Raw genomic sequence first — 23,483 nt, 5'->3', positions numbered from 1 at the left:
CGCTGCCCGGCAGGACCGAACCGCCCGCCGCCGCCCGTCCGGCGCGCAAGCCGCGCATCGCCCTGGCGCTGGGCGGTGGCGCGGCGCGCGGTTTCGCCCACATCGGCGTGATCAAGGCGCTCGAGACCAGCGGCATCGCGCCGGATCTGGTCGTCGGCACCAGTGCCGGGTCGGTGGTCGGCGCCCTCTACGCGGCCGGCCACGGCCCGTTCGAACTGCAGAAGCTGGCGATCCAGCTCGACGAGGCGGCGGTCACCGACTGGAGCCTGTTCGACCGTGGCGTCATCAAGGGCGAGCGGCTCGAGCAGTTCATCAACGCCAACGTGGGCAATCGTCCGATCGAGGGGCTGCGGCGGCGTTTCGCGGCGGTCGCCACCGACCTCGCCAGCGGCGAGCCGATCGTCTTCCAGCGTGGCGGCACCGGCACCGCGGTGCGGGCCTCGTCGGCGATTCCCGGCGTGTTTCCGCCGGTGACGATCTCGGGACGCGAGTACGTGGACGGCGGGCTGGTGGCACCGATCCCCGCCCGCGAGGCACGCGCGCTCGGTGCCGACATCGTGATCGCGGTGGATATCTCCGGCCGCCCCAGCGGCAAGCGCAACCAGGGCACGCTGGATCTGCTCCTGGACACCATCGCGATCATGGGCGGCGCGCTCGGCAAGAACGAGCTGGCCGCCGCCGACGTGGTGGTCCGCCCGGAACTGCGCGGCCTGCCCGCGGCCAACTTCCAGCAGCGCCACGAGGCCATTCTCGAAGGCGAGAAGGCGGGCTTCGCCGCCATCGCCCGGGTGCGCGAGGTGATCGCCGCCTGGGAGCGCCGGAACTGACATCCGCCGCCCGTCGCGGGCGGCCCAACCACCGGAAGGAACCCGGATGAGCGAGCAACATCAGGCGCGCAAGCGCTTCGGCCAGAATTTCCTGTCCGACCCCAACATCATCCGCAAGATCATCGACGCGATCCGCCCCCAGCCGGGCGAGCGGATGGTCGAGATCGGCCCCGGCCTCGGCGCGATGACCGAGCCGCTGATGGCACGTCTGGGCCATCTGAACGTCGTGGAGATCGACCGCGACCTGATCGCCCGCCTCAAGGCCGCCCACGCCCCCGATGTGCTCACCGTCCACGAGGGCGATGCCCTCAAGTTCGACTTCGCCAGCATCGTGCCCGACGGCGCCCCGCTGCGCGTGGTGGGCAACCTGCCGTACAACATCTCCACGCCGATCCTGTTCCATCTGGCCGACTATGCCGACAAGGTGAAGGACATGACCTTCATGCTGCAGAAGGAAGTGGTGATGCGCATGGTTGCCGAGCCGGGCACCGAGGAATACGGCCGCCTGTCGGTGATGCTGCAGTACCGCTTCAACATGGGCCGCCTGTTCGACGTGCCGCCCGGTGCGTTCCGGCCGGCGCCCAAGGTGATGTCGAGCATCGTGCGGATGGTGCCGCGTCCGCTGGCCGAATGCACCGCCACCGATTACGGCGTGCTCGGGCGCGTCGTCACGGCGGCCTTCGGCCAGCGCCGCAAGACCTTGCGCAATACCCTGCGGGATTTCCTGAACGAAGACGATTTCGCTGCCCTCGAGATCGACCCCGGCCTGCGCGGCGAGCGGCTCGGCGTGGCGGATTTCGTGCGGATCGCCAACTACGTGGTCATGCGCTCCGCGCTGACCGAGGAAATTTCGCATTTTTCCAACGAAAATCTCGTTTAATCATCCAAAACGAGAATATCGGTGAATTCTGTAAAGCAGCTCAAAGTGAGGGTGAATAAGTCACGGTGACGTTTTGAGGGGACGAATACATTGAAGGCGTCGGTTTCGCGCTGGTTTTCAGCCGGTCCCGGCGAGAAATTTTTCCTTCAAACCTACTCATAGTGAGGTCTTCAAATGGCTATCCGTGAACTCTCCGCGCAAGAAGTCCAGAACGTTTCCGGCGGCACCTTCTGCCTGCTCGGCGGCCTGCTGAGCTGGAGCACCAGCTGGTTCTCCGGCCTCTTCAGCTGTGGTACCAAGTACCAGCAGCCCTCCACCGGTTGCAACACCCAGCCGTCCACCGGCTGTAACACCCAGCCCTCCACGGGCTGCTACACCCCCCCGAGCAGCGGCTGCTACACCCCGCCGACCTCCGGCTGCCGCTAATCGGTTCGCGCCTGCGCGATCTTGATCGGAGCCGACGCGTCCGTCACGGCCGCCAGCCGGCTCCGGCGGGCCACCTCTCGCGGGGTGGCCCGCTTGCGTTTGTGCGGTGCAGGGCGTTTTCCACGCTCGACCGCAATCGGCGCGTTTTCCCATGGAATAGTTCTTCGCCGACCGGTGCCGGGCCTGTCATCCTGCGCGCCGTGTCCCTGCCCCCTTCCGCCGACGATCCGACGTGAAAGACGAATCCCTGTTTCGCAGTGAGGCCCTGGATGCCCAGCGGACCAACTGGCTGGGCCCGGTGGTGCTCGCCCAGCCCCTGTCATTCGCGGTCTATGCGCTGATCGCCACGCTGGCCGGCCTCGCCCTGGTGGCCTTCTTCGCGCTGGGCAGCTACACCAAGCGCACCACCGTGCCGGGGCAGTTGTTGCCCGCCGGCGGCTGGTCGAAGGTGTATCCCCGCGAAGCCGGCGTCGTGCTCGAGAAGCGCGTGAAGGAAGGCCAGGCCGTGCGCCAGGGCGACGTGCTCTACGTGCTCAGCCTGGAGCGCAAGAGCGACGCCGCGTCGGCCGGCCTTGCCGGGATCAGCGAGCAGGTCACCAGCCGGCGCAACAGCCTGCGCATGGAGCTGGGCAAGACCGAATCCCTGCAGCAGGAGCAGCGCGCCAACCTGATGCGCAAGCAGGGCGCCTTCGAGGCCGAGCTGCACGTCATCGCCCAGTCCATCGACGGCCAGAAGAGCCGCGTCGCCCTGGCCGAGGACACCCTGCGGCGTTATCGCGGCCTGCTCGAGAAGGACTACATCGCCGGCGAGCAGGTGCAACTGCGCGAAGCCGACCTGATCGACCAACGCTCGCGCCTGCAGGCGCTCGAGCGCGACCGCCTCAACGTGCAGCGCGAGCTGACCCTGCTGCGCGGCGAGCTGGAACGCCTGCCGCTGGAGCAGGCCAAGGAGCTCTCCGGGCTGCGCCGCAGCATCTCCAGCACCGACCAGGAGCTGGCCGAAAGCGAGCTGCGTCGCCAGGTGCTGGTGGTCGCTCCGCGCGACGGCGTGGCCACCGCGGTGACCGCCGAGGTCGGCCAGAACGTGGATGCCAGTCGCCCGGTGGTGTCGATCGTGCCGCCCGGCGGCCGTCTGCAGGCCTACTTGTTTGCGCCGAGCAAGGCGGTGGGCTTCGTGCGCGAGGGCGACCGGGTGATGATCCGCCTCGATCCCTATCCCTACCAGAAGTTCGGCCACCTCCCCGGACGCGTCGCCCAGGTGGCCCGCGTCGCGCTGTCGGGGCAGGAGCTGTCGGCCCTGGGTCTGGCCGGCGGCGATGCCGCCGCGGCCGCCGAGCCGGTGTACCGCATCACCGCCGACCTCGACGCCCAGACCATCATGGCCTACGGCGAGGCGCGCCCCCTGCAGGTCGGCATGCAGTTGCAGGCCGACATCATGCAGGAGCGCCGCAAGCTCTACGAATGGGTGCTCGAACCGCTCCTGACCATCACCGGCAAGCTGTGATGCCGATTTCCCTGTGCCGCCCATGTCCCTGATCGCCAGCCTGCCCGCCGTCCTCGGCCGTGGCCTGCCCGTCATCCTGCAAACCGAAGCCACCGAGTGCGGCCTCGCCTGCCTCGGCATGGTCGCCGGCTATCACGGCCGGCGCACCGACCTCGCCCAGCTGCGCCGGGAGTTCTCGATCTCCCAGCACGGCGCGACCCTCGGCCAGCTGATCGGCATCGCCAACGCGCTGGGGCTGGCCAGCCGGCCGCTGCGTCTCGATCTGGAAGACCTGGGCCAGCTGCGTACGCCGTGCATCCTGCACTGGAACCTCAACCACTTCGTGGTGCTCAAGAAAGTCACCCGGCGCGGCCTGCTGATCCACGATCCGGCCAGCGGTGCCCGTCAAGTGACCATGGACGAGGTCTCCCGCAGCTTCACCGGCGTTGCGCTCGAGTTGTGGCCGTCCCAGTCGTTCCGGCCCTCCGCGCCGCCGCCGTCGATCCGCTTCCGCGATCTGATCGGGCGGGTGGACGGCCTGTTCGCCGCCGGCACCCAGGTGCTGCTGCTGGCGGTGGCGCTGGAAATCTTCGCGCTGGCCAGTCCGTTCTACCTGCAATGGGTCATCGATCACGTGCTGGTGTCGGCCGACCGCGACCTGCTCACCACCCTGGCGCTCGGTTTCGGCCTGCTGCTGATCGTTCAGCAGGTGTTCTCGGCGCTGCGCTCGTGGATCTTGCTGCACATCGGCACCAACCTCAGCCTGCAGTGGCGCACCAACGTCTTCGCCCACCTCCTGCGCCTGCCGGTGGCCTACTTCGAGCGCCGCCACCTGGGCGATATCGTGTCGCGTTTCGGGGCGGTGGACGAGATTCAGGCCAAGCTCACCGCCTCGTTCTTCTCGGCGCTGATCGACGGCCTGATGTCCCTCGTCACCCTGGCGATGATGTTCCTCTACAGCCCACCGCTGGCCTGGCTGGCGGTGGCGGCGATGCTGCTCTACGCATTGATCCGTACCCTGTGGTTCCGGCCGCTGCGCCTCGCCACCGAGCAGGAAATCGTCCATCACGCCAGCCAGCAGTCGCACTTTCTCGAGACGGTGCGCGGCATCAAGGCCGTCAAACTGTTCCAGCGTCAGAACGAGCGTCGCTCCAGCTGGCTCAGCCTGGTGGTCGAGCAGATGAACGCCGGTGTGCGCACCCAGCGCCTGTCGATCGCCTTCCAGACCACCAACGGCCTGCTCTTCGGCCTCGTCGGCATCGCCATCCTGTGGCTCGGCGCCCGGCTGACCCTCGACGGGGTGATGACCGTCGGCGTGCTGATGGCCTTCAAGGCTTACAAAGACCAGTTCGACGGACGCGTGGCGGGCCTCGTCGAAAAATATTTCGAACTGCGCATGTTGCGCCTGCAGGGCGAGCGCCTCGCCGACATCGTGCTGACCAAGCCCGAGGCCGCCAGCCCCGCCACCCCGGTGGCCGCGACCACGGCGGTGCCTACCGTGCGCCTGCAGGGCGTGCGCTTCCGCTACGCCGAAACCGATCCGTGGGTGGTGGACGGCATCGACCTGACCATCCCGCCCGGGCAGTCGGTGGCCTTCGTCGGCCCTTCGGGCTGCGGCAAGACGACGCTCATCAACCTGATCCTCGGTGTCTTCCCGCCCGACGAGGGCGACATCCTGGTCGGCGACGCCAGCCTGCGACGCAGCGGCGGCGAGGCGATCCGCGGCCTCGTCGGCACCGTGATGCAGGACGACACCCTGTTCGCCGGCTCCATCGCCGACAACATCTGCTTCTTCGACCCGACGCCCGACCGTGCCTGGATCGAGGAGTGCGCCCGCCTCGCCCAAGTCCACGACGACATCGCCGCGCTGCCGATGGCCTACAACACGCTGGTGGGCGACATGGGCACGGTGCTCTCGGGCGGTCAGAAGCAGCGCCTGTTCCTGGCCCGGGCCCTGTACAAGCGGCCGCGCATCCTGATCCTCGACGAAGCCACCAGCCACCTGGACGTGAACTGCGAACAGGCGGTGAATCGCGCGATCCAGTCCCTGGCGCTCACCCGCATCCTCATCGCCCACCGGCCCGAGACCATCCTCAGCGCCGAGCGCGTGGTGGTGCTGGGCGGTGGCAAGGTGATGGACGACATGAACATCGACGCGCTGAAGGCGCGTCAGAACGGCGTGGCGTCCGTGGTGGAGGCCGGCTGATGCGTCGCCTCGTCCGCTTCGCCGCGCTGCTCGCCGCCATCGCCGCCACGTCGGCCCACGCCTTCGACCCCCTCGGCAGCCAGCGCGATCTGGCCGGTCTGGCGCCGCCCGGGCTGCTGCCCCTCGACGCCGAACTGGTCGGCGGCCCGGCGTGCCCGGGGCCCCTGCCGGCGGCGCTGCCTGACGGCCGCATCAGCCTCGCCGAGACCATCAAGCGCGCCCTCTGCCAGGACCCGCGCACCCGTCAGGCCTGGGCCGAAAGCCAGATCCAGGCGGCGCGCCTGGGGGCCAGCCGGGCGGATTACCTGCCGACGATCAACGCCACCCTGTCCCAGGCCAAGGTCGGGCAGACGGTGTCCCAGGCCGGTCTGTCGGCGCGCAGCGACAGCACCACCCGCCTCAGTCAGCTCAACATGGCCTGGAACCTGTTCGACTTCGGTCAGCGCGAGGCCAACGTCGAAAGCGCCCGCCAGACCCTGCTGGCTGCCGTCGCCAGCCAGAACCTGGGCGTGCAGACGGTGTTCGTCGACGCCGCCAACGCCTACTTCGCGCTGCTCAGCGCCCAGGGCGAGCTGGCCGTGGCCCGCGAGGTGGAGCGCATCAACCTGCAGAGCTTCATGGCCGCCGAGGCCAAGCACGCCGCCGGCATCGGCGACCTCACCTCCAAGCTGCAGACCCAGACCGCCTTCGCCCAGGCGATCCTCGCGCGGGTGCGCGCCGAGGGCACGCTCGCCAACGCCCAGGGCCGCCTCGCGGTGGCCATCGGCGAATCGCCGCAGCGACGGCTGGCGGTGGACGCCGACGACGCGCGTCTGCCCGACACCGACTTCGTGCGCAACGTGGGCGAAATGCTCGAAACCGCGCAGCAGGTGCACCCCGAACTGGGCGCCGCGCGGGCCCGGCTGGCCGCCGCGCGGGCACGCATCGGCGCCGCCGAGCGGGCCAACCTGCCGAGCATCAGCCTGGCGGCCAGCCGTGGCCACACCGGTCGCGACTTCAACAGCGACCAGCCCGACATCGCCCAGCGCGACCGCAGTGTGGCGCTGCAGCTCAACGTGCCGGTGTTCGACGGCTTTTCGCGCCTCTACCAGACCCGCGCCGCGCGGGCCGAGTTCGAACTGGCCGAGGCCGACCTGAAGAGCGTCGAGCAGAAGGTTGCGCTGGAAGTGTGGCAGGCGTGGCAGAGCCTGCAGACCGAAACCCAGGCGCTGGACAGCACCGAGAAGCTGCTCGCCTACGCCACCAAATCGCTGGAAGTGGCCCAGGGGCGCTTCAAGGCCGGGGTTGGTTCGACGCTCGAGCTGCTCGAGGCTCAGCGGGCGATGGCCGACGCGGCCCAGCAGCGCATCAACGCGCTGGCCAACTGGCGGGCGACGCGTCTGCGCCTCGCGGCCAGCCTGGGGCGGATCGGGTTCTGGAGCGTGCGCGGCCAGTAAGGCCGGCGTGAGGTGCCGCGGCGCACGGGGGGAGGGTGCGCCGGGCGCAGGCGGGCCGCCCGCACGGACGGCCCGCACCGAAGCGGCTTACTGGGCGCCGAACTTCACGTTCACCCCGGCGATCAGCAGGGTGTCGTTCTGCTTCGCCGGCGAGGTGGCGAGGCTGTCGTAACGGTCCTGGAAGCTGAGGGTCAGGTTCATCGTCTTGTTCATCGCCACGGCCAGGCCGGCGTCGAAGATCGCACGGTATTCACCGGTGTCGCGCAGGTTCGGGAACACCACGAGGCGCTGGCGGAAGCTGGTGGTGTCGGTCAGGCGATGGGTCGATTCCTCGCCGAGGATCAGCTCGGGGCTGTTGTAGGTGCGGCGGGTGTCGTTGTCGATGATGACGCCCGGCGACATGTAGCGGTCGGCCTTGTAGGCCACACCGCCGAAGACGTCCCAGGTGGTGTCGGCGTTCTTGATGACGTGGTAGCCCAGACCGCCGCTGATGACGCCCCGCAGGCTGAGGTGCTTGAGCTGGTCGTGTTCCAGGTCGAGGCCGCCGAAGCCGAAGATCTGCTCGGTCAGGTTGTGGTCGTAGCGGGTGCCGGCGCGCCACATGTTGGCGGTGGTGGTGGTGTCGTTATCCTTCTTCGACTGGGCGAACAGGGCCTGGCCGTAGACCGACAGCTTGTCCACCGCGGTGACACGGGCCGCGTCGACGACCAGGTTCACGCTGGTGTTGCGGGCGTTGCCGGTGGCCATCGAGACCCCGGCGCCACCCATGCCGCGCCACTGACCGTCGGCCGGCGGTGCATCGGCAAAGGCGCTGCCACAGACCAGCAGGGAGGCGATGCCCAGCAGGGAAATCTTGTTCATCTCTTCTTATCCTTTCTTGCGTGTTGAGCCCGGGATGGGACGGCCGCAGGATAGGAGGCGAGGCTGCCCGACGAGTGCCAACTTCCTTCAATGGGACAAAAGTTTGCAATGGCGTGCGGGCCAGTGTCGTAAAAAAACCCGGCCACCGCCGTTGCGGTGGCCGGGTTGGCGACGAGCCGGGGCCCTGCGGCGCGTCAGTCTTTCTTGAGCGGGCAGGTGTTCATGCCCAGCAGCGGGTAGAGCGGGCAGAAGCCGGTGAGGCCGGTGGCCAGCGGGACCACGCCGATCCAGGCCCATGCCGGGCCGCCCAGGGCCGCCCAGGCCACCAGCGCCACGCCGGCGCCGATCCGCAGAATTTTGTCGATACCGCCCACGTTCGTCTTCATGTTGGCCTCCTGGCGCAAAGGGTTTGTCGAGTGGGGGTATTTCAGCATTCGCTGATGTCGGTCGTCTGTAACCTTGGTTACACAGCCGTCGTCAGCCGCCGGCGAGGCGGCGCAGGCCGGCCGGATCGAGGATCTCGATCTGCTCCCGCGACAGGGCGACGAGGCCCTGGGCGGCGAAGTTCTTGAGCAGTCGGGAGACGATCTCGCGCACGCTGCCCAGCTCGTCGGCCAGCTGCTGGTGGGTGATGTGCAGGCGCTGGCCCTTGCCCAGCAGCAGCGCGGCGAGGCGTTGATCCAGCTTGCGGAAGGCGACTTCCTCGATGAGCTGCATCAGGTCGGCGATGCGTTCGGAGAACAGCTGGAACACGAAATCGCGAAACGCCGCCTCGCCGAGCAATGCCTGGAAATCGGCGCTGGGCAGGAGCAGCAGGGTGGTGTCGGTCTCGGTGACGCCGCGGGCGTTGTAGGGCACGTGGCCGAGCAGGCAGGCCGACGAGATGACGCAGGTTTCGCCCGGCGCGACGCGGTACAGCGGCAGCTCGCGCCCGTTGGGGGCGGCCTTGACCACCCGGATGCTGCCGTCGAGCACGAAAGGGAAGCCCTGGCAGGCCTGACGTTCGTCGAACACCGGGGTGCCCGCCGGCAGCGTGACGCGCTGGGCGCGGCCGGCGAGGCGCTGACGGGCCGCCTCGGGCAGGGCGGCCAGTTCCGGGTAGCGGGCGACGACGGTGTCGGCGAGGGTCGGCGCGGTCATGGGCTCAGGCGAATTCGGCAACGACCGGCGCGTGGTCGGACGGGCGTTCGAGCTTGCGCGGCGTCTTGTCCACCACGCAGGTGGCGCACCGCGCGGCCAGCGGCGCCGACACCAGCAGGTGGTCGATGCGCAGGCCGACGTTGCGGCGGAAGGCCATCATCCGGTAATCCCACCACGAGAAGCTCTTCTCGGGCTGCTCGAAAAGCCGGAAGGCGTCCACCAGGCCGAGCCCCTGCAGCGCCTTGAAGGCGTTGCGCTCGGGCACCGAGACGTGGATCTCGTCCTTCCAGTCGGGATGGGCGTCGCGGTCTTCGGGAGCGATGTTGTAGTCGCCGGCCAGCACCAGTTGCGGCGTGGCGGCGAGCTCGTCGCGCAGCCAGGCGGTCAGCGCGTCGAGCCAGGCGAGCTTGTAGGCGAACTTGTCGGAGCCGACCGCCTGGCCGTTGGGGAAGTAGCCGCAGACGATGCGCACGCCGTCGAGGGTGCCGGCGACGATGCGCTTCTGCTCGTCCGCGAAGTCGGGGATGTCGAAGCGCACGTCGGCCAGCGGCTTGCGGCTGAGGATCGCCACGCCGTTGTAGGTTTTCTGCCCGTTGAAGATGGCCTGGTAACCGGCGGCTTCGATCTCGGCCAGCGGAAAGGCCTTGTTCTCGCACTTGAGTTCCTGCAGGCACAGGGCGTCCGGCTGGTTGGCGGCCAGCCAGTCGAGCACGTGGGGCAGGCGGACCTTGAGGGAGTTGACGTTCCAGGTGGCGATCTTCATGCGTGGGGTGATCCAGGTTCGGTACGGTGGGGTGCGGGTGGCAGCCGCGATTGTGCCAGCCGGGGCGTGGGGATTGGAAACGGAATCGGCGGCGGGCGAGGGCGAAAAAAAGCGGGCGCCGCAGCGCCCGCCCTGGGGAATGAAACCGTCGGCGATCAGATCAGCGAGGTGTAGGTGTTGTCGATGAAGCTGACGCGCTGGCTGCTGATTGTGCCGAGGAGGGTGCCGTCGGCGTTCTTGACGGTGCCGGACTTGGCGCCGGCCACGTAGGTGACGGTGATGCCGTTGGTGTTCTTGATCTCCCAGTTGAAGCCGCCGGCGACCTGGGTGGCCTTGCCGGTGAGGCTGAGGCTACCGAGGCCGGTGAGGGTGAATTCGCCCTTCTGGCTGGTGTAGCCGTCGGTGTTGCTGACGCTCAGGTTCAGGCCGATGCCCGGAACGTCGGCCGCCTTGTAGGCGGTGCCGCTGAAGCCGACCGTCAGCTTGACGAAGTTGCTGGTGGATTCGGGCAGGGCGGCGCTGTAGGTGCTGGTGTCCTGGGTGACGTTGACGCGGCCGTCGAGGAACTTGAACGGGCTGGCCGGGTTGCTGACGTTGTAGAAGCTGCCGATGAACTTGGCAGTCTTCGGCTCGGCGACGCCGTCGAGGGAGGTGGTCAGGTCGGCGACTTCCAGCGAGCCTTCGAAGCGGTGGTGCGGGCCGACGAGGGTGCCGACCAGTCGGGCGGTCTTCTTGGCCTCGTCGGCGGCAAAGTCGCTGATGCCGACCTTGAGGGTGCTGGTGCTGCCGTCGGCCTTGAGGGTGTTGAGCTCGCCGCTGCCGCTCCAGAGCTGGGAACCCTTGCTGCCGCTGTAGGTGAAGTTGGCGTCGACGGTGGTGTAGGCGCCGTCGCTGGTCATCGGGTAGAAGTTGCCGGTGAGGATGTTCTTGCCGCTGAGTTCGCGGCGCATGGTGCCGGTCATGCCGCTGACGGGGGTGGAGACGCCGGTGTTGAGGTTGCGGGTGTGGGTGACTTCCCAGCTCACGGTGGCGCCGTTCAGGCTCGGGCGCATCGTGACCCGGTAGCCGCGGTCGGCGCCGGGCACGCGCATCAGGCACACCACTTCGGGGTAGGTGCTGACCGCGCACGAGCCGGTGTCGTTCTGTTTGGAGGTGGCCGATTGCTCGACGTAGATCAGCGTGGCGGATTCGACCATCAGGCTCAGGTGGTCGATGAGCTTGGTGGCGTAAACGCCGTTCTGGAAGTCGCTCTTGAGCAGGGCGTTCTGCTGGTCGAGGGAGCCGGTGCCGTTTTCGTTGGAGATCGACAGGATGCTGTTGCGCAGGTCGGCGAAGATCTGCTTGGCCTGGTCGAGGGAGGTGCCGGCGGCGAGGACGTTCTGGGCCTGGGCCTTGGCCTTGTTGCTGTCGGTTTCGACGGTGGTCTTGGCGACTTCGTCGTCGAGGCTGCCCTTGTATTCGGGCTTGGCGTAGCTGGTCACGGCGGCGGCGAGGCCGGCCTTGAGCTTGGCGGAATCGACGCTGTCGAGGGTGCCGTCCTTGAGGTCGTCGGCCAGGGCGGTGGCCAGGTCGGCGATGCTCACGGGGGTGGCGAGGGCGCTGGCCACCTGGGCCAGCGCCGCCAGCTTGGCGGCGAGCTTGCCGGCTTCGGAGTCGTCGAGCACCTTGCCGCTGTCCTTGTTGAGCAGGGTCGGCGGGGTGGTGATCCGGGGGACCTGGAAAATGTTGCCGACGGTGGTGTTCTCGAGCTTGATGGTGTCGGCGGTCTGGCCGGCGGCGAGGGCGCTGCCGCCGGTGTCGAGCACCTTGGTGGCGGCGATGTGGGTGAGTACGTTGATGCCGACCTGCTGGTCGACGCTGGGCAGCACGGCGCTCAGCTTCTTGTCGGCGCCGAAGGGCTTGTCGGTGCCGGAGGCTTCGTCGAAGTAGGTGCAGCCGCTGGCGCCCTTGACGGTGGCGATGACGGCGTCGGTGTAGCCGGTGACCTTGATGATGGCGGTGCCGTTGGCGCCGATGCTGGCGCTGCCGAGCACTTCGCCGCTGCCCTTGCGCAGTTCGACGCTGCAGCCGGTGGAGAACTGGCCGAGGGACGGCGTGACGGTCACGTCCACCGAGGCCGGCGTAGCGTTCGGGGTGGTGCTGGTCGAGCTGCCGCCGCCACCGCCACCGCCGCCGCCGCAGGCTGCAAGGGTGAATGCACTGGCCACGGCGATTGCGACGGGTGAAAGTTTGACTGCCATCCTGCTTCTCCTGAGCTGATGCGCCGGGCTCGGGCCCGGCGGCGTGTTTTTCGAGTCAGGAATTACGGGCTGGCGGAGGCGGAACTTGAGGTGTCGCGGGGAGCAGAGCGGGGTTCGACGGGCCTTCAGGGGCTCAGAAACGCAGGGCGAGGCCGGCCGTGGCGCCGACCGCGCGGGCGTCGTTGAGGTTGCCCTGGTCGGCGCGCACGCTGACGAAGAAGATGCGGTGATGGAGCGCGAGGCCGCCGCTCTTGAACCGCGGCTCGTAGGAGACGCGCAGCTGGGTGCCGTTCGCCGGGCCGAGGTGGGCATGGGCTTCGGGCAGGATCAGGCCACGGGTGGCGGCGAAGCCGGCGCCGAGCCCCCAGTTGTCGGCGGACCAGTCGACGCCGGCGGCGGCCTTCGGCTTGAGGTTGAGCGTGTAGTCCCGGTAGCGGTTGGTGCCGGTGATCTTGGCGGTGGCCGACGGGGTGTTGAACTGCAGCGGCCAGGCGGCGTCGTTGAAATCCTGGGTGAGTTCCGGGACGTTGTGCCAGCGCAACTGGCCGAGGAGATCATTCACCGCCAGGGCGATGCGCAGGTCGTCGCGCGGCCGCCAGGTGGCGCCCAGGTCGAGGGTCTGGCCCCAGCCGTTGTCGGTCTGCTGGCGGGTGGTGGGGGCGAAGTCGTTGAGGTCGGCGCGGGCCGGGTCGGTGTAGTCGAGGCCGGTGTACAGCAGTTCGCGGCGCCCGCGCACGGTGGCGACGCCGCCGACGCTGTCGAGGGTGCCGCTGACCCGCTCGACGCGCAGGAAGCCGGCCTTGAGCAGGTTGACCGCGGCGCCCACGGTGAGTCGTTCGTTCACCGCTCCGGCCCAGGCGAAGCGCAGGCCGTCGGCGGCGAAGCCCTTGAAGCGGTAGTCGAGGTTGTAGTGCCCGTTCTGGCTGAGCAGGCTGTCGGGGGTGTCGAAGGCGCTGTAGATGCGCACGGTGTCGCGGTTGCCTTCGCCGAAGGCGTCGACGCGCCGGTAGGTGCCGATGGTCCAGCCGCCGACCGACTGGCTGGCCTCGAGGCGGCCGAAGCCGACGGCGAGGTTGCGGCCGGGGCGGGGCGTCGGGGTGTCGCGCCAGGTGTCGGCGATGCGGTGGGCCGGTACGAAGTCGTCGGCGGCGAAGCCGGTGGCGGTCAGGCGCAGGGTCGGGCGGGCGTCTAGGACGGCGGGGTTGGAGACGGCCATCAGGTCGGCGGCATCGGCACGGGCCAGTGGCGGAACGGCGACGAGGGCGAGCAGGAGAAGGTTCAGGCGGCGCATGGCGGATTATCGGCCCCGGGAGACGAAACTGCAGGCAAAAAAAGCGGGCGCCGGGCGCCCGCTGGATGGGTGGAAACGCGCTGGCGCTCAGAGCAGCGACTCGTAGGTGCCATCCACGAAGCTGACCCGCTGGGTGCTGATCGTGCCCACTTCGGTGCCGTCGGCCTTGGTGACCTTGCCGGAGCGGGTGGCGTTGGCGTAGCTGGCCTTGAGGCCGTTCTCGTTGCTCAGGGCCCAGTCCCAGGTGTCGCCGCTGGCGGTCTGGCTCTGGGTGCCGGTGCCGCTGACGATCACGCCGCCGCTGGTGATCTTGAAGTTGGCGACCTGGCGCTTGCGGCCGGCATTGTTGTTGCCGGACAGCTCGATGGCGAGGCCGGCGACGTTGGCGGCCTTGCTGACCGTGCCGATGAAGCTCACGGAGGCCTGCGCGTAGTTGCTGCCGGATTCGGCCTGGCGGGGATCGTAGCCGGCGTAGCTGCCGCTGGCGGTCCAGTTCTGGCTCGCGGTGAGCGTGCCGTCGAAGATCTTGAGGCCGCTGGTGGTGTTGGTGAAGCTGCCGGTGAAGACGCCGGTCCGGGGTTGCTCGTTGCTGCCGTCGGCGGCCGCGAGCTTGCCGGAGAGGTTCAGGTTGCCGTCGAAGCGGTGGTGCGGGCCGGTGAGGACGAGGGCCAGATTGGCGGTGTAGGCGGCTTCGTCCACGGCCAGGCTGCCGATGGTGGCCTTGAGGGCGCTGCTGCCGTCGCTCTTGATCGCGTCGAAGGTGCCGGCGCCGCTCCACTTGCGGGCGCCGACGGTGAAGCCGCTTTGCAGGGCGGTGAGGTTCACCGCGGTGTAGGCGGTGTCGCCAGTCATGGGCTGCAGCTTGCCGTTGGCGGTGAAGCCGCCGATGCCCAGGGTGAGGGTGCCGGTCAGGCCGCTCAGGTTGACGAGGGGGCCGCCGGACGACGGGGCGGAGGCGCTGACGTTCCAGGTGGCGAGGCCCGCGGTGCTGCCCGGCGCGAGGACGATGAGGTAACGGGGCGTGTCGCTGCTGCCGTAGATCAGGCAACTGGCCGAGACCATCGAGCCGGCGCAAATGCCGGCGCTGCTGCTGATGCTGCCGGTCTCGCCGTTGACGAAGTAGCCGAGCGCCGCGTCGCTCAGCAGGGTGAGGGTCTTGAAGGCGACGTCGATGGAGATGCCGGACTGGAAGTCGGCGGCGAGCTGTTGCTGCTCCTTGTCCAGCGAGCCGGTGCCGCTGTCGTTGCTGAGCGCCAGCAAGTTGATGCGCAGGTCGGCGAAGAGTTTGCGGGCCTGGTCGATGGCGCTGCCGGCGGCCATCACCTTGGCGACGTCGCCGGCGACGTCGGCAATCTTGGGGACCAGCACCGTGTTGTCGGCCAGCTTGGTGAAGGTGGCCAGGGTCGACGGGGCCGCGACCCGGTTGGCGGCGTCGGCGAGGGCGTTCTGCAGCGTGGTGGCGTCGAGCGTGTCGAGCTTGCCGTCGGCGGCGAGATCGCTGGCGAGTTGGGTGGCCAGGGTGTGGACGTCGCTGCCGCGGATGTCGGCGAGCTCGGACAGCGCGGCGAGCACCAGGGCCAGCTTGTCGGCCTCGCCGGTGTTGGTGAGCTTGTCGCTGCTGCTGCCGATCGGGGTGGCCGGGCTGAGCATGTCGCTGACCTGGAACATGCGCTGGATGCTCAGGTTCTCGGTCTGCACGTCGCTGCTGGTCTTGCCGGCGGCGAGCTTGTTGCCGTCGAGCAGGCGGCTTGCGGCGAGATTGGTGAGGGCGTTGATGCCGACCTGGGTGCGGGTGGCGTCGACCACCGCGCTGAGGGTCTGGCCGCTGCCGAAGTTGGCCGGCGCGCGGGTGGATTCGTCGTAGTACTGGCAGCCGCTGCTGCCGCGCACCTGGGCGATCACGATGCCGGTGTAGCTGCCGACGGCAATGGTGGCGGCGCCGTCGCTGCCGATCTTGCCGCTGCCGAGGGTGTTGCCGCTGGCGTCGAGCAGGACGACGTCGCAGCCGGTGGAGAATTTGCCGAGGGACGGGGTGACGGTGACCGAGGTGGGGGTGGCGGTGCCGCCGCCGGACGACGTGCTGCCACCACCTCCGCCGCCGCCGCATGCGGCCAGCAGGATGGCACTACCGATTGCGAGGGCAAGCGGGGAAAGGCGCGATGCAAGCATGGTGGAACTCCCTGAAGGCCCCCGGACGAATGCCGGGGTTCAGGGAATATTCTGGGCTCCGGCGGGCGTCCCCACAATATGCCGAAAGTCGTATTTTGACGGGGTCAGCGCTTGCCCGCGGGATAGCCGGCGTTGTCGAGCAGGGCGTTCCAGGCGGTGGTGGAAAAACCCGATTCGAGTTCGCGGCCGACGGTGAGGGTGGGCACGAAGGGCTCCTTGCCGAAGCGCTTCTTGAAGTCGGCCACGCCCTCGGCGGTTTCGAGCTTGGTCTCGGAGAACGGCACGCCCCGGGCGGCGAGCAGTGCCCGCCCGTCGTCGCAGGGCTTTCCGCAGTCGCGCCCGGTGTACAGCGTGACCGGGAAGGTCTCGGCGGCCTTGCGGGTGGCATAAGGGAGCTGGGTGTTGCCCTGGTTGGACTGGACCTTGCGCTCCTCGAACTTGCGCACGTCCTGGGGGGGCGGCTGGTCGCTGTACTGGACGTGGCCGCTCTTGTCGACCCAGCGGTAGGCGGTCTCGGCCGCCGCCGGCAGGGCGGCGGCGAGGAGCAGCGCGGCGGCGAGGCGGCGGCGGGGGCTCATGCGCCCACCATGCCGCTGTGGCGCAGGAGCGCATCGACCTGCGGTTCCCGGCCGCGGAAGGCCTTGAACGAGTCGAGCGCCGGGCGGCTGCCGCCGACAGCGAGGATTTCGTTCCAGAAGCGCTCGCCGGTTTCGGCGTCGAGCACCGAGCCCTTCGGGCGGCCGCTTTCCTCGAAGGCGGCGAAGGCGTCGGCGGAGAGCACCTCGGCCCACTTGTAGCTGTAGTAGCCCGCCGCGTAGCCGCCGGCGAAGATGTGGCTGAAGCTGTTGGGGAAGCGGTGCCACTCGGGCGGCACCAGCACCGCGACTTCCTTGCGCACCTCGGCGAGCAGATCCATGACGCGCTGGCTGGCAGGGTCGAAATCCATGTGCAGCAGCAGGTCGAACAGCGAGAACTCGAGCTGGCGCACGGTCTGCATCCCGCTCTGGAAGTTCTTGGCGGCCAGCATCTTGTCGAAGAGTTCGCGCGGCAGCGGTGCGCCCGTCTCGGCGTGGGCGGTCATTTCGCGCACCACGTCCCATTCCCAGCAGAAGTTTTCCATGAACTGGCTGGGCAGCTCGACGGCGTCCCACTCGACGCCGTGGATGCCCGACACCGCGAGATCGTCGACCCGCGTCAGCAGGTGGTGCAGGCCGTGGCCGGTCTCGTGGAAGAGGGTGATCACGTCGTCGTGGCTGAAGGTGGCGGGCTTGCCGCCCACCGGGCCGGGGAAGTTGCAGACGAGGTAGGCGACCGGCGTCTCGACGGCGTCGCCGACGCGGCGGCGGGTGATCGCCGAATCCATCCAGGCGCCGCCCTTCTTGGTGTCGCGGGCGTAGAGGTCGAGGTAGAACTGGCCGATGAGGGCGCCGTCGCGCTCGATGCGGAAGAAGCGCACGTCGGGGTGCCATACCGGGCCGGTGTCCGGGGCGATGCGCACCTGGTAGAGCTTTTCGACGACCTTGAACAGCCCGGCGAGCACCTTGGGTTCGGGCAGGTATTCCTTCACTTCCTGCTCGGAGAAGGCGTAGCGGGCCACCCGGAGCTTTTCGGAGACGTAGGCCACATCCCAGGGCTCGAGCGGGTCGAGCTGCAGCTCGGTCTTGGCGAAGGCCTTGAGTTCTTCGAGGTCGCGCTCGGCGAAGGGCTTGGCCTTGACGGCGAGTTCGCGCAGGAAGCCGAGCACCTGCTCGGTGGATTCGGCCATCTTGGGCACCAGCGAGACGTCGGCGTAGTGACGGTAGCCGAGCATCCGGGCCTCTTCGGCGCGCAGGGCGAGCAGCTGGGCGATGAGCGGGCCGTTGTCCCATTCGGGTTTCGAGAAGCCGTTGTCGATCTCGGCGGCGCGGGTGGCGTAGGCGCGGTAGAGGGTGGCGCGCAGCGCTCGGCTGTCGGCGTACTGCATCACCGGCAGGTAGGAAGGCATCTTGAGGCTGAACTTCCAGCCCGCGATGCCGGTCTTCTCGGCAGCTTCACGCGCGGCGGCGATCACGTCGGCGGGCAGGCCGGCGAGTTCGGCTTCGTCGGTGACGACGTGGCTGAAGGCGTTGGTGGCGTCGAGCAGGTTCTCGGAGAACTTGGCGCCGAGACCGGCCATTTCTTCCTGGATTTCCTGGAAGCGGGGCTTCTGGTCGTCGGGCAGTTCGGCCCCGGAGAGGCGGAAGCCGCGCAGCTCGTTGTCGATGATGCGCTGGCGGGCCGGGCTGAGGGTGGCGAACTCGGGGCTATTCCGGATCGATTTATATTTTTCGAAAAGCTTAAGGTTTTGCCCCAATTCGGCGTAAAAACGTGTGACCTCCGGCAACATCGCGTTGTAGGCCTCGCGCCATTCGGGCGTGTCCATGACGCTGTGCATGTGCGCGGCGATGCCCCAGGCGCGGCCCAGACGCTCGCCGTCGTTCTCGATGGGTTCGACGAAGCTGTCCCAGGTGGCCGGCGCGGGGTCGTCCTGAAGGCGTTGGACGGTGGCGCGCAGGGCCTCGAGGAGGCTGCGGACGGCGGGCTCGACGTGGGCCGGCGTGATCGCGTCGAAGCGCGGCAGGCCGGAGAATTCGAGGAGTGGCGAAGTGGCGGGGGTGGTGGTCATCGTCGTCGGAAAATGTTGGGTGAGATACGTTTGAGTGGTTTCATTTTGCCGAATTCCGCGCGGGGTGTCGCCTATGTGGCGGATAGGGCAGGATGATCGGATGCCGAGGCCCGCTGACGGGCGCCGGAACGGGTGCTGAAAAAGGGGTATTGCGTGACTGACAAGGCGTTGAATCTGAACGAACAGGCGTTCCTGCACACGATCTCGCAGGAGCTGGAGGACGGCGAGCTGCGCTTCCCCACGTCGCTGGAAGTGACCATGCGCGTGCTGGAGGCGCTAGACGATCCGGACATGGATCTGGGCCGGATGTCGGCCATGGTGTCGGCCGAGCCGTTGCTGGCGGCGCGCACCGTGGCGCTGGCCAACTCGGCCTGGTACAACCCGGGCGGCCGGCTGGTGACCGACGTGCCGAAGGCGCTGGTGCGCATCGGCTTCGGCAAGCTGCGGGCGCTGGCCATGGCGGTGGCGGCGGAGCAACTGATCCACCGCGATGTGCTGGGGCCTTTCCAGCCGATGATCCGCAAGCTGTGGGCGCATTGCGTGGATGTGGCGGCGACGGCCTCGGTGCTGGCGCGGCGCTTCACCAAGCTCGACAAGGACGCGGCCTTCTTCGCCGGGATGGTTCACGACATCGGCCAGTTCTTCCTGCTGGCGCGGGTGTGGGAATACCCGGAGATGCTGAAGGACGACAGCCCCTTGTCGGATCTGGTGCGGGTCTGGCACGCGCCGATCGGGCGGGCGGTGCTGGCGGCGATGAACATGCCGCAGGCGCTGGTGGATGCGGTGGACGACCCCGAGCTGTACGGTGGCGTGTGGCCGCCCGATTCGATCCCCGACCTGATCTTCGTGGCCAACCTGATCGCCGAGACGCGCAATCCGTTCTCGCCCGAGAACGAGGATTTCCGCACCGGCCTGGCCAAGGCGGCGACCCTGGGGCTCGACGAGGTGCGCCTCGCGGAGGTGCTGGCCGAATCCGTCGAGGAGCGGCAGGCGATGATGGATCTGTTCGGCGTCGGCTGAACGGCGCCGCAGCGTCCGTGAACGAAACAACCCGCCAGCTGGCGGGTTGTTGCTTTGGGGCGCCGGATGCGCCGGACTCAGAGGCTCTGGCCGGTGAGCTTCTCGTAGGCTTCGACGTACTTGGCGGCGGTGCGCTCGACGACTTCGGCGGGCAGCTTGGGGCCGGGGGCGACCTTGCCCCAGTCGAGGGTCTCGAGGTAGTCGCGCACGTACTGCTTGTCGTAGCTCGGGGGGCTGATGCCCACGGCGTAGCTGTCGGCGGGCCAGAAGCGGGAGGAGTCCGGCGTCAGGGCTTCGTCGATGAGGTGCAAGGTGCCGGCGGCGTCGATGCCGAACTCGAACTTGGTGTCGGCGATGATGATGCCGCGGGTGGCGGCGTAGTCGGCGGCCTGGGAATACAGCGCGATGGCGGCGTCACGGGCTTCGGCGACGAGCTGGGCGCCGGTCTTGCCGGTGCCCTTGAGGGCGTCGGCGAGGAGGGCGTCGGTGCGGGCCTGGGCCTGCTCGAAGCTGATGTTCTCGTCGTGATCGCCCACGTCGGCCTTGCTGGCCGGGGTGAAGATCGGGGCGGGGAGCTTCTGGGCCTGCTGCAGGCCGGCGGGGAGCGCAATGCCGCAGATGGCGCCGGTGTCTTGATAATCCTTCCAGCCGGAGCCGATCACGTAGCCCCGCACCACGGCCTCGATCGGCAGCGGGGTGAGGCGCTTGACCACCAGCGCGCGGCCGCGCACCTGCTCGCGCTCGTCGGCGGCGACGACGGTTTCGGGGTCGATGCCGGTGAGCTGGTTGGGGACGATGTGGCCGAGGCGGGCGAACCAGAAGCTGGCCATGGCGGTGAGCACTTCGCCTTTCTTCGGGATCGGGTCCGGCAGGATCACGTCGAAGGCCGACAGGCGGTCGGAGGTGACGATGAGCAGCTTGTCGGCGTCGATGGCGTAGATGTCGCGCACCTTGCCACGGCCGAGGAGGGGCAGACTGCGGATGGAGGATTCGAAGAGCGGAGTGGTCACGGTCACAAGTCCGTTGGACAAAACGAAATTATAGCGGCGAGGGGTGGGCATGACGAGCGGCGGAGGCCGCCGGTCTCAGTGCCCGGCTTCGGCGGCGGCGAGGTGCTTGCGCATGCGCCGGGTGCCCAGCGCGACGAACAGCGCGATCACCGGGATCGCCGCGGCGGTGAGGCCCTCCGGTGTGAAGGGCTCGATCTGGTGCTTGACGCCCTTGGCGAGGTACTGCACGAGCTGCGACGCGTAGTAGGTGATGGCCACCACCGACAGGCCCTCGACGGTTTCCTGCAGGTGTAGCTGGAGCTTGGCGCGGCGGTTCATCTGGGCCAGAAGTTCCTGGTTCTGGCGTTCCAGCTCGACCTCGACGCGGGTGCGCAGCAGCTGGCTGTTGCGGGCGACGCGGCTGGAGAGGTCTTCCTGCCGGCGGGCCATCGTGACGCAGGTGTTCATCGCCGGCAGCAGGCGGCGTTCCATGAATTCGTGGAACGTGGGCAGGCCGGAGATGCGCTGTTCGCGCAGCTCCTCGATGCGCTGCATGACGAGGCTGTGATAGGCCCGCGCAGCGCCGAAACGGAAGGTGGTGCGGGCCACCGAGTGTTCGACTTCGGCGGCCATGGTGGTGAGGTCGGCCAGCACGCCGCGTTCGTCCTCGGGCGAGCGGGCGGAGCCGGTGCGGTCCATCAGGTCGGCGAGGCGCTGTTCGGCGGCGCCGATCAGGCGGCCGACTTCCTTGGCGATCGGGAAGGCGAGCAGCGCCATCAGGCGGTAGGTCTCGATCTCGACCAGGCGTTGCACGGTGCGACCGGCCTGGCGGCGGGTCAGCGACACGTCGATGATCAGGAGGCGCGAGAAGCCGTCCTCGAACAGGAAGTCGGTGAACACCCACGCGGCCCCGTCGGCCACCTTGGCGCCGACCATCTGCCTGCTGGTGGGGGAGAGCGTGGCCATCACGCTCTCGGGCGTCACCTCGGCGGCGTTACGCAGCTCGAGGTGGGTCGCGACGATCAGCTTGCCGGGCATCCGGCGCAGCCAGTCCTGGGGCACCACGGCGAGGGCGGTGGTGGGCGCGTCGAGCCCCTCGCCGTGGGCGATCGGGCGAAAGAAGGTGTAGCTGGCGAACTCGTTGTGGAGTTCCCACTTGAGCTGGAAATGGCCAAAATCGATGAGCCGGTGGCTGCCTTCCGCGTCGATGGGCTGGCCGAGTCGGGCGCCCAGATCGATCAGGTGCTGCAGCCCCTCGCCCGGGGCGACGCCTTCGTGGTGCATCGCGATGTAGCTGATGAGCGTGGGGCTCTCCAGCGGCACCGGGGGGCGGGCGTGGAATTCGTCGTTGAGGGCCTGACGCAGGTCGTGCTCGGCGAAGTAGTCGGGCAGGGTCATGGTGGCAGGGATCGGCGCGGGCCGCCGGCAGAGGGTCGAGCGGCCATCTTGCCGTTACGGCAGGCGGACTGGCAAGAACGGGGAAACCCGCAGGCGTGGCACCCGTCACGCTGCGTTGTTGCGGTGCAACAATTTAGCCTGTGCGGAGGGCCACGGCGATGAACGCGGCGATCAGGCCGACGCCCAGCACGGCGCTGGCGATGCCGAGCTGGCGCACGCGGGCGCGCAGCTCTTCGGTGGCGCGCACCAGGTCGGCGTTCTGCTCGGCGAGGCTGGCGAGCAGTTCAGCGCTTTCCTGCTGGCGGCGCGTGACGGTGAGGAGCTGCGATTCGAGTTCGGCGATGCGCGCCTCGGGCGTGATGGCGGGGGATGGGGCGGGAGCGCCGGTCGGCGCCTCGCGTTTGCCGACCTTCTGCCACAGCTTGCGTGCGCCCTGGGCGACTTCGGGGGCTCTGGCGATCACCTCGCCCCAGGGAATGGCGCTGAACAGGGCGGACCAGGGTACGGGCATCGGGGATGTCTCCAGAAACGAAAAGGGGCCGGAATTTCCGGCCCCGATTCTGACACGCGCATCCGGGCGAAGTGCCCGGACGGCGGCGACGGCTTAGCGGATGACCTGGTTGAGGGCGCCGCTCTTGTAGCTCGCGGCGATCTTGTCGAGGCCGATCGGCTTGATCTTGCTGGCGTTGCCGGCGGTGCCGAAGGCTTCGAAGCGGGCCTTGCAGACCAGCTTGGCGGCTTCGCGGGCGGGCTTGAGGAACTCGCGCGGGTCGAACTTGGAGGGGTTCTCGACGAAGAACTTGCGGATCGCGCCGGTCATGGCGAGGCGGATGTCGGTGTCGATGTTGATCTTGCGCACGCCGTACTTGATGCCGCGGACGATCTCTTCGACCGGCACGCCGTAGGTTTCCTTCATGTCGCCGCCGTACTCGCGGATGATTTCCAGCAGCTCCTGCGGCACCGAGGAGGAGCCGTGCATCACCAGGTGGGTGTTGGGGATGCGGGCGTTGATTTCCTTGATGCGCTCGATGGCGAGGATGTCGCCGGTGGGCTTGCGGGTGAACTTGTAGGCGCCGTGGCTGGTGCCGATGGCGATGGCGAGGGCGTCCACGTTGGTCTGGCGGACGAAGTCGGCGGCCTGGTCGGGGTCGGTCAGCATCTGGGCGTGGTCGAGGGTGCCTTCGGCGCCGATGCCGTCTTCTTCGCCGGCCTGGCCGGTTTCGAGGGAGCCGAGGCAGCCCAGCTCGCCTTCGACGCTCACGCCGATGGCGTGGGACATCTCGACGACGCGACGGGTGACGTCAACGTTGTATTCATACGAGGACGGGGTCTTGCCGTCTTCCATCAGGGAGCCGTCCATCATCACCGACGAGAAGCCGGAGCGGATGGCGCCCATGCAGATGGCGGGGGACTGGCCGTGGTCCTGGTGCATGACCACCGGGATGTGCGGGTAGGCTTCGACGGCGGCGTCGATGAGGTGGCGCAGGAAGGCTTCGCCGGCGTATTTGCGGGCGCCGGCGCTGGCCTGCATGATCACCGGGCTGTCGGTTTCCGCAGCCGCTTCCATGATGGCCTGGACTTGTTCGAGGTTGTTGACGTTGAACGCGGGCAGACCGTAGCCGTGTTCGGCGGCGTGGTCGAGCAGCTGGCGCATGGAAACGAGGGACATGGTTTTTCTCTCCGAGGGCCGGGAGCCCGGCCGGGTATAGA

At 68.5% G+C, this 23,483-nt stretch carries 20 protein-coding genes; 7 read left to right on the top strand and 13 right to left on the bottom strand.

Annotated features, from left to right (window positions below):
- The 6 genes from ACE3P2_RS14850 to ACE3P2_RS14825 all read left to right on the top strand — a co-directional run.
- Nucleotides 1–827, top strand: an 827-nt coding sequence (locus tag ACE3P2_RS14850; protein ID WP_374265805.1) for a patatin-like phospholipase family protein, incomplete at its 5' end; no start/stop codon positions are given.
- 46 nt (nt 828–873) lie between these two features.
- Nucleotides 874–1,707, top strand: a complete 834-nt coding sequence (gene rsmA / locus ACE3P2_RS14845) for a 16S rRNA (adenine(1518)-N(6)/adenine(1519)-N(6))-dimethyltransferase RsmA (RefSeq protein ID WP_374265803.1) — start codon at nt 874–876, stop codon at nt 1,705–1,707.
- A gap of 174 nt (nt 1,708–1,881) precedes the next feature.
- Complete coding sequence (locus ACE3P2_RS14840) at nt 1,882–2,133, top strand: hypothetical protein (protein ID WP_374265801.1); 252 nt, start codon at nt 1,882–1,884, stop codon at nt 2,131–2,133.
- Nucleotides 2,134–2,365: 232 nt separating this feature from the next.
- The gene (locus ACE3P2_RS14835; RefSeq protein ID WP_374265799.1) at nt 2,366–3,637 is read left to right on the top strand and encodes an HlyD family secretion protein; all 1,272 of its coding nucleotides are present in this window, start codon (nt 2,366–2,368) and stop codon (nt 3,635–3,637) included.
- Nucleotides 3,638–3,659: 22 nt separating this feature from the next.
- Nucleotides 3,660–5,822: a peptidase domain-containing ABC transporter gene (locus ACE3P2_RS14830; RefSeq protein ID WP_374265797.1), complete on the top strand. Its 2,163-nt coding sequence runs from the start codon at nt 3,660–3,662 to the stop codon at nt 5,820–5,822.
- Nucleotides 5,822–7,258 (top strand): TolC family protein, encoded by a 1,437-nt coding sequence (locus ACE3P2_RS14825; RefSeq protein WP_374265795.1) that lies wholly within the window; start codon nt 5,822–5,824, stop codon nt 7,256–7,258. Before ACE3P2_RS14830 ends, ACE3P2_RS14825 begins: the two co-directional genes overlap by 1 nt.
- An 87-nt stretch (nt 7,259–7,345) precedes the next feature.
- On the opposite strand, the gene ACE3P2_RS14820 is transcribed toward ACE3P2_RS14825, so the two are convergent.
- From ACE3P2_RS14820 to ACE3P2_RS14780, 9 genes are all read right to left on the bottom strand, one after another.
- On the bottom strand, nt 7,346–8,119 hold the full coding sequence (locus ACE3P2_RS14820; protein WP_374265794.1) for a YdiY family protein: 774 nt from the start codon (nt 8,117–8,119) through the stop codon (nt 7,346–7,348).
- A gap of 194 nt (nt 8,120–8,313) precedes the next feature.
- Nucleotides 8,314–8,505: a DUF2892 domain-containing protein gene (locus ACE3P2_RS14815; RefSeq protein ID WP_374265793.1), complete on the bottom strand. Its 192-nt coding sequence runs from the start codon at nt 8,503–8,505 to the stop codon at nt 8,314–8,316.
- A gap of 91 nt (nt 8,506–8,596) precedes the next feature.
- Nucleotides 8,597–9,259 (bottom strand): Crp/Fnr family transcriptional regulator, encoded by a 663-nt coding sequence (locus ACE3P2_RS14810; RefSeq protein ID WP_374265791.1) that lies wholly within the window; start codon nt 9,257–9,259, stop codon nt 8,597–8,599.
- Nucleotides 9,260–9,263: 4 nt separating this feature from the next.
- Complete coding sequence (gene xth / locus ACE3P2_RS14805) at nt 9,264–10,022, bottom strand: exodeoxyribonuclease III (protein ID WP_374265790.1); 759 nt, start codon at nt 10,020–10,022, stop codon at nt 9,264–9,266.
- A 155-nt stretch (nt 10,023–10,177) separates the two neighbouring features.
- Nucleotides 10,178–12,262 carry a hypothetical protein gene (locus ACE3P2_RS14800; protein ID WP_374265788.1) on the bottom strand — a complete coding sequence of 695 codons (2,085 nt, stop codon included), beginning with the start codon at nt 12,260–12,262 and terminating at the stop codon, nt 10,178–10,180.
- A gap of 133 nt (nt 12,263–12,395) precedes the next feature.
- Nucleotides 12,396–13,553, bottom strand: a complete 1,158-nt coding sequence (locus tag ACE3P2_RS14795; protein ID WP_374265786.1) for a DUF5723 family protein — start codon at nt 13,551–13,553, stop codon at nt 12,396–12,398.
- Nucleotides 13,554–13,640: 87 nt separating this feature from the next.
- On the bottom strand, nt 13,641–15,722 hold the full coding sequence (locus ACE3P2_RS14790; protein WP_374265784.1) for a hypothetical protein: 2,082 nt from the start codon (nt 15,720–15,722) through the stop codon (nt 13,641–13,643).
- 104 nt (nt 15,723–15,826) lie between these two features.
- Nucleotides 15,827–16,300 (bottom strand): DUF4124 domain-containing protein, encoded by a 474-nt coding sequence (locus ACE3P2_RS14785; protein ID WP_374265782.1) that lies wholly within the window; start codon nt 16,298–16,300, stop codon nt 15,827–15,829.
- Nucleotides 16,297–18,366 (bottom strand): M3 family metallopeptidase, encoded by a 2,070-nt coding sequence (locus ACE3P2_RS14780; RefSeq protein WP_374265780.1) that lies wholly within the window; start codon nt 18,364–18,366, stop codon nt 16,297–16,299. The genes ACE3P2_RS14785 and ACE3P2_RS14780 overlap by 4 nt, the downstream gene beginning before the upstream one ends.
- 168 nt (nt 18,367–18,534) lie before the next feature.
- On the opposite strand from ACE3P2_RS14780, the gene ACE3P2_RS14775 reads away from it, so the two are divergent.
- A complete protein-coding gene (locus ACE3P2_RS14775) occupies nt 18,535–19,386 on the top strand; it encodes an HDOD domain-containing protein (RefSeq protein ID WP_374265778.1) in 852 nt (283 codons plus the stop codon).
- Between the two features lie 77 nt (nt 19,387–19,463).
- On the opposite strand, the gene ACE3P2_RS14770 is transcribed toward ACE3P2_RS14775, so the two are convergent.
- The 4 genes from ACE3P2_RS14770 to fba all read right to left on the bottom strand — a co-directional run bounded on the left by ACE3P2_RS14770 (nt 19,464) and on the right by fba (nt 23,442).
- Entirely contained in the window at nt 19,464–20,396 is a 933-nt protein-coding gene (locus ACE3P2_RS14770) for a phosphoribosylaminoimidazolesuccinocarboxamide synthase (protein WP_374265776.1), read from the bottom strand.
- 75 nt (nt 20,397–20,471) lie between these two features.
- The gene (locus ACE3P2_RS14765; protein ID WP_374265774.1) at nt 20,472–21,773 is read right to left on the bottom strand and encodes a DUF3422 family protein; all 1,302 of its coding nucleotides are present in this window, start codon (nt 21,771–21,773) and stop codon (nt 20,472–20,474) included.
- A gap of 133 nt (nt 21,774–21,906) precedes the next feature.
- Complete coding sequence (locus ACE3P2_RS14760; RefSeq protein ID WP_374265772.1) at nt 21,907–22,284, bottom strand: hypothetical protein; 378 nt, start codon at nt 22,282–22,284, stop codon at nt 21,907–21,909.
- Between the two features lie 93 nt (nt 22,285–22,377).
- On the bottom strand, nt 22,378–23,442 hold the full coding sequence (gene fba / locus ACE3P2_RS14755; protein WP_374265770.1) for a class II fructose-bisphosphate aldolase: 1,065 nt from the start codon (nt 23,440–23,442) through the stop codon (nt 22,378–22,380).
- Between the last annotated feature and the right edge of the window lie 41 nt (nt 23,443–23,483).

The sequence above is a fragment of the Zoogloea sp. genome, from assembly GCF_041911615.1.
GTDB lineage: Bacteria > Pseudomonadota > Gammaproteobacteria > Burkholderiales > Rhodocyclaceae > Zoogloea.
The sequence above is the reverse complement of the archived record's forward strand: the minus strand, read 5'-3'. Positions and strand labels throughout refer to the sequence as shown.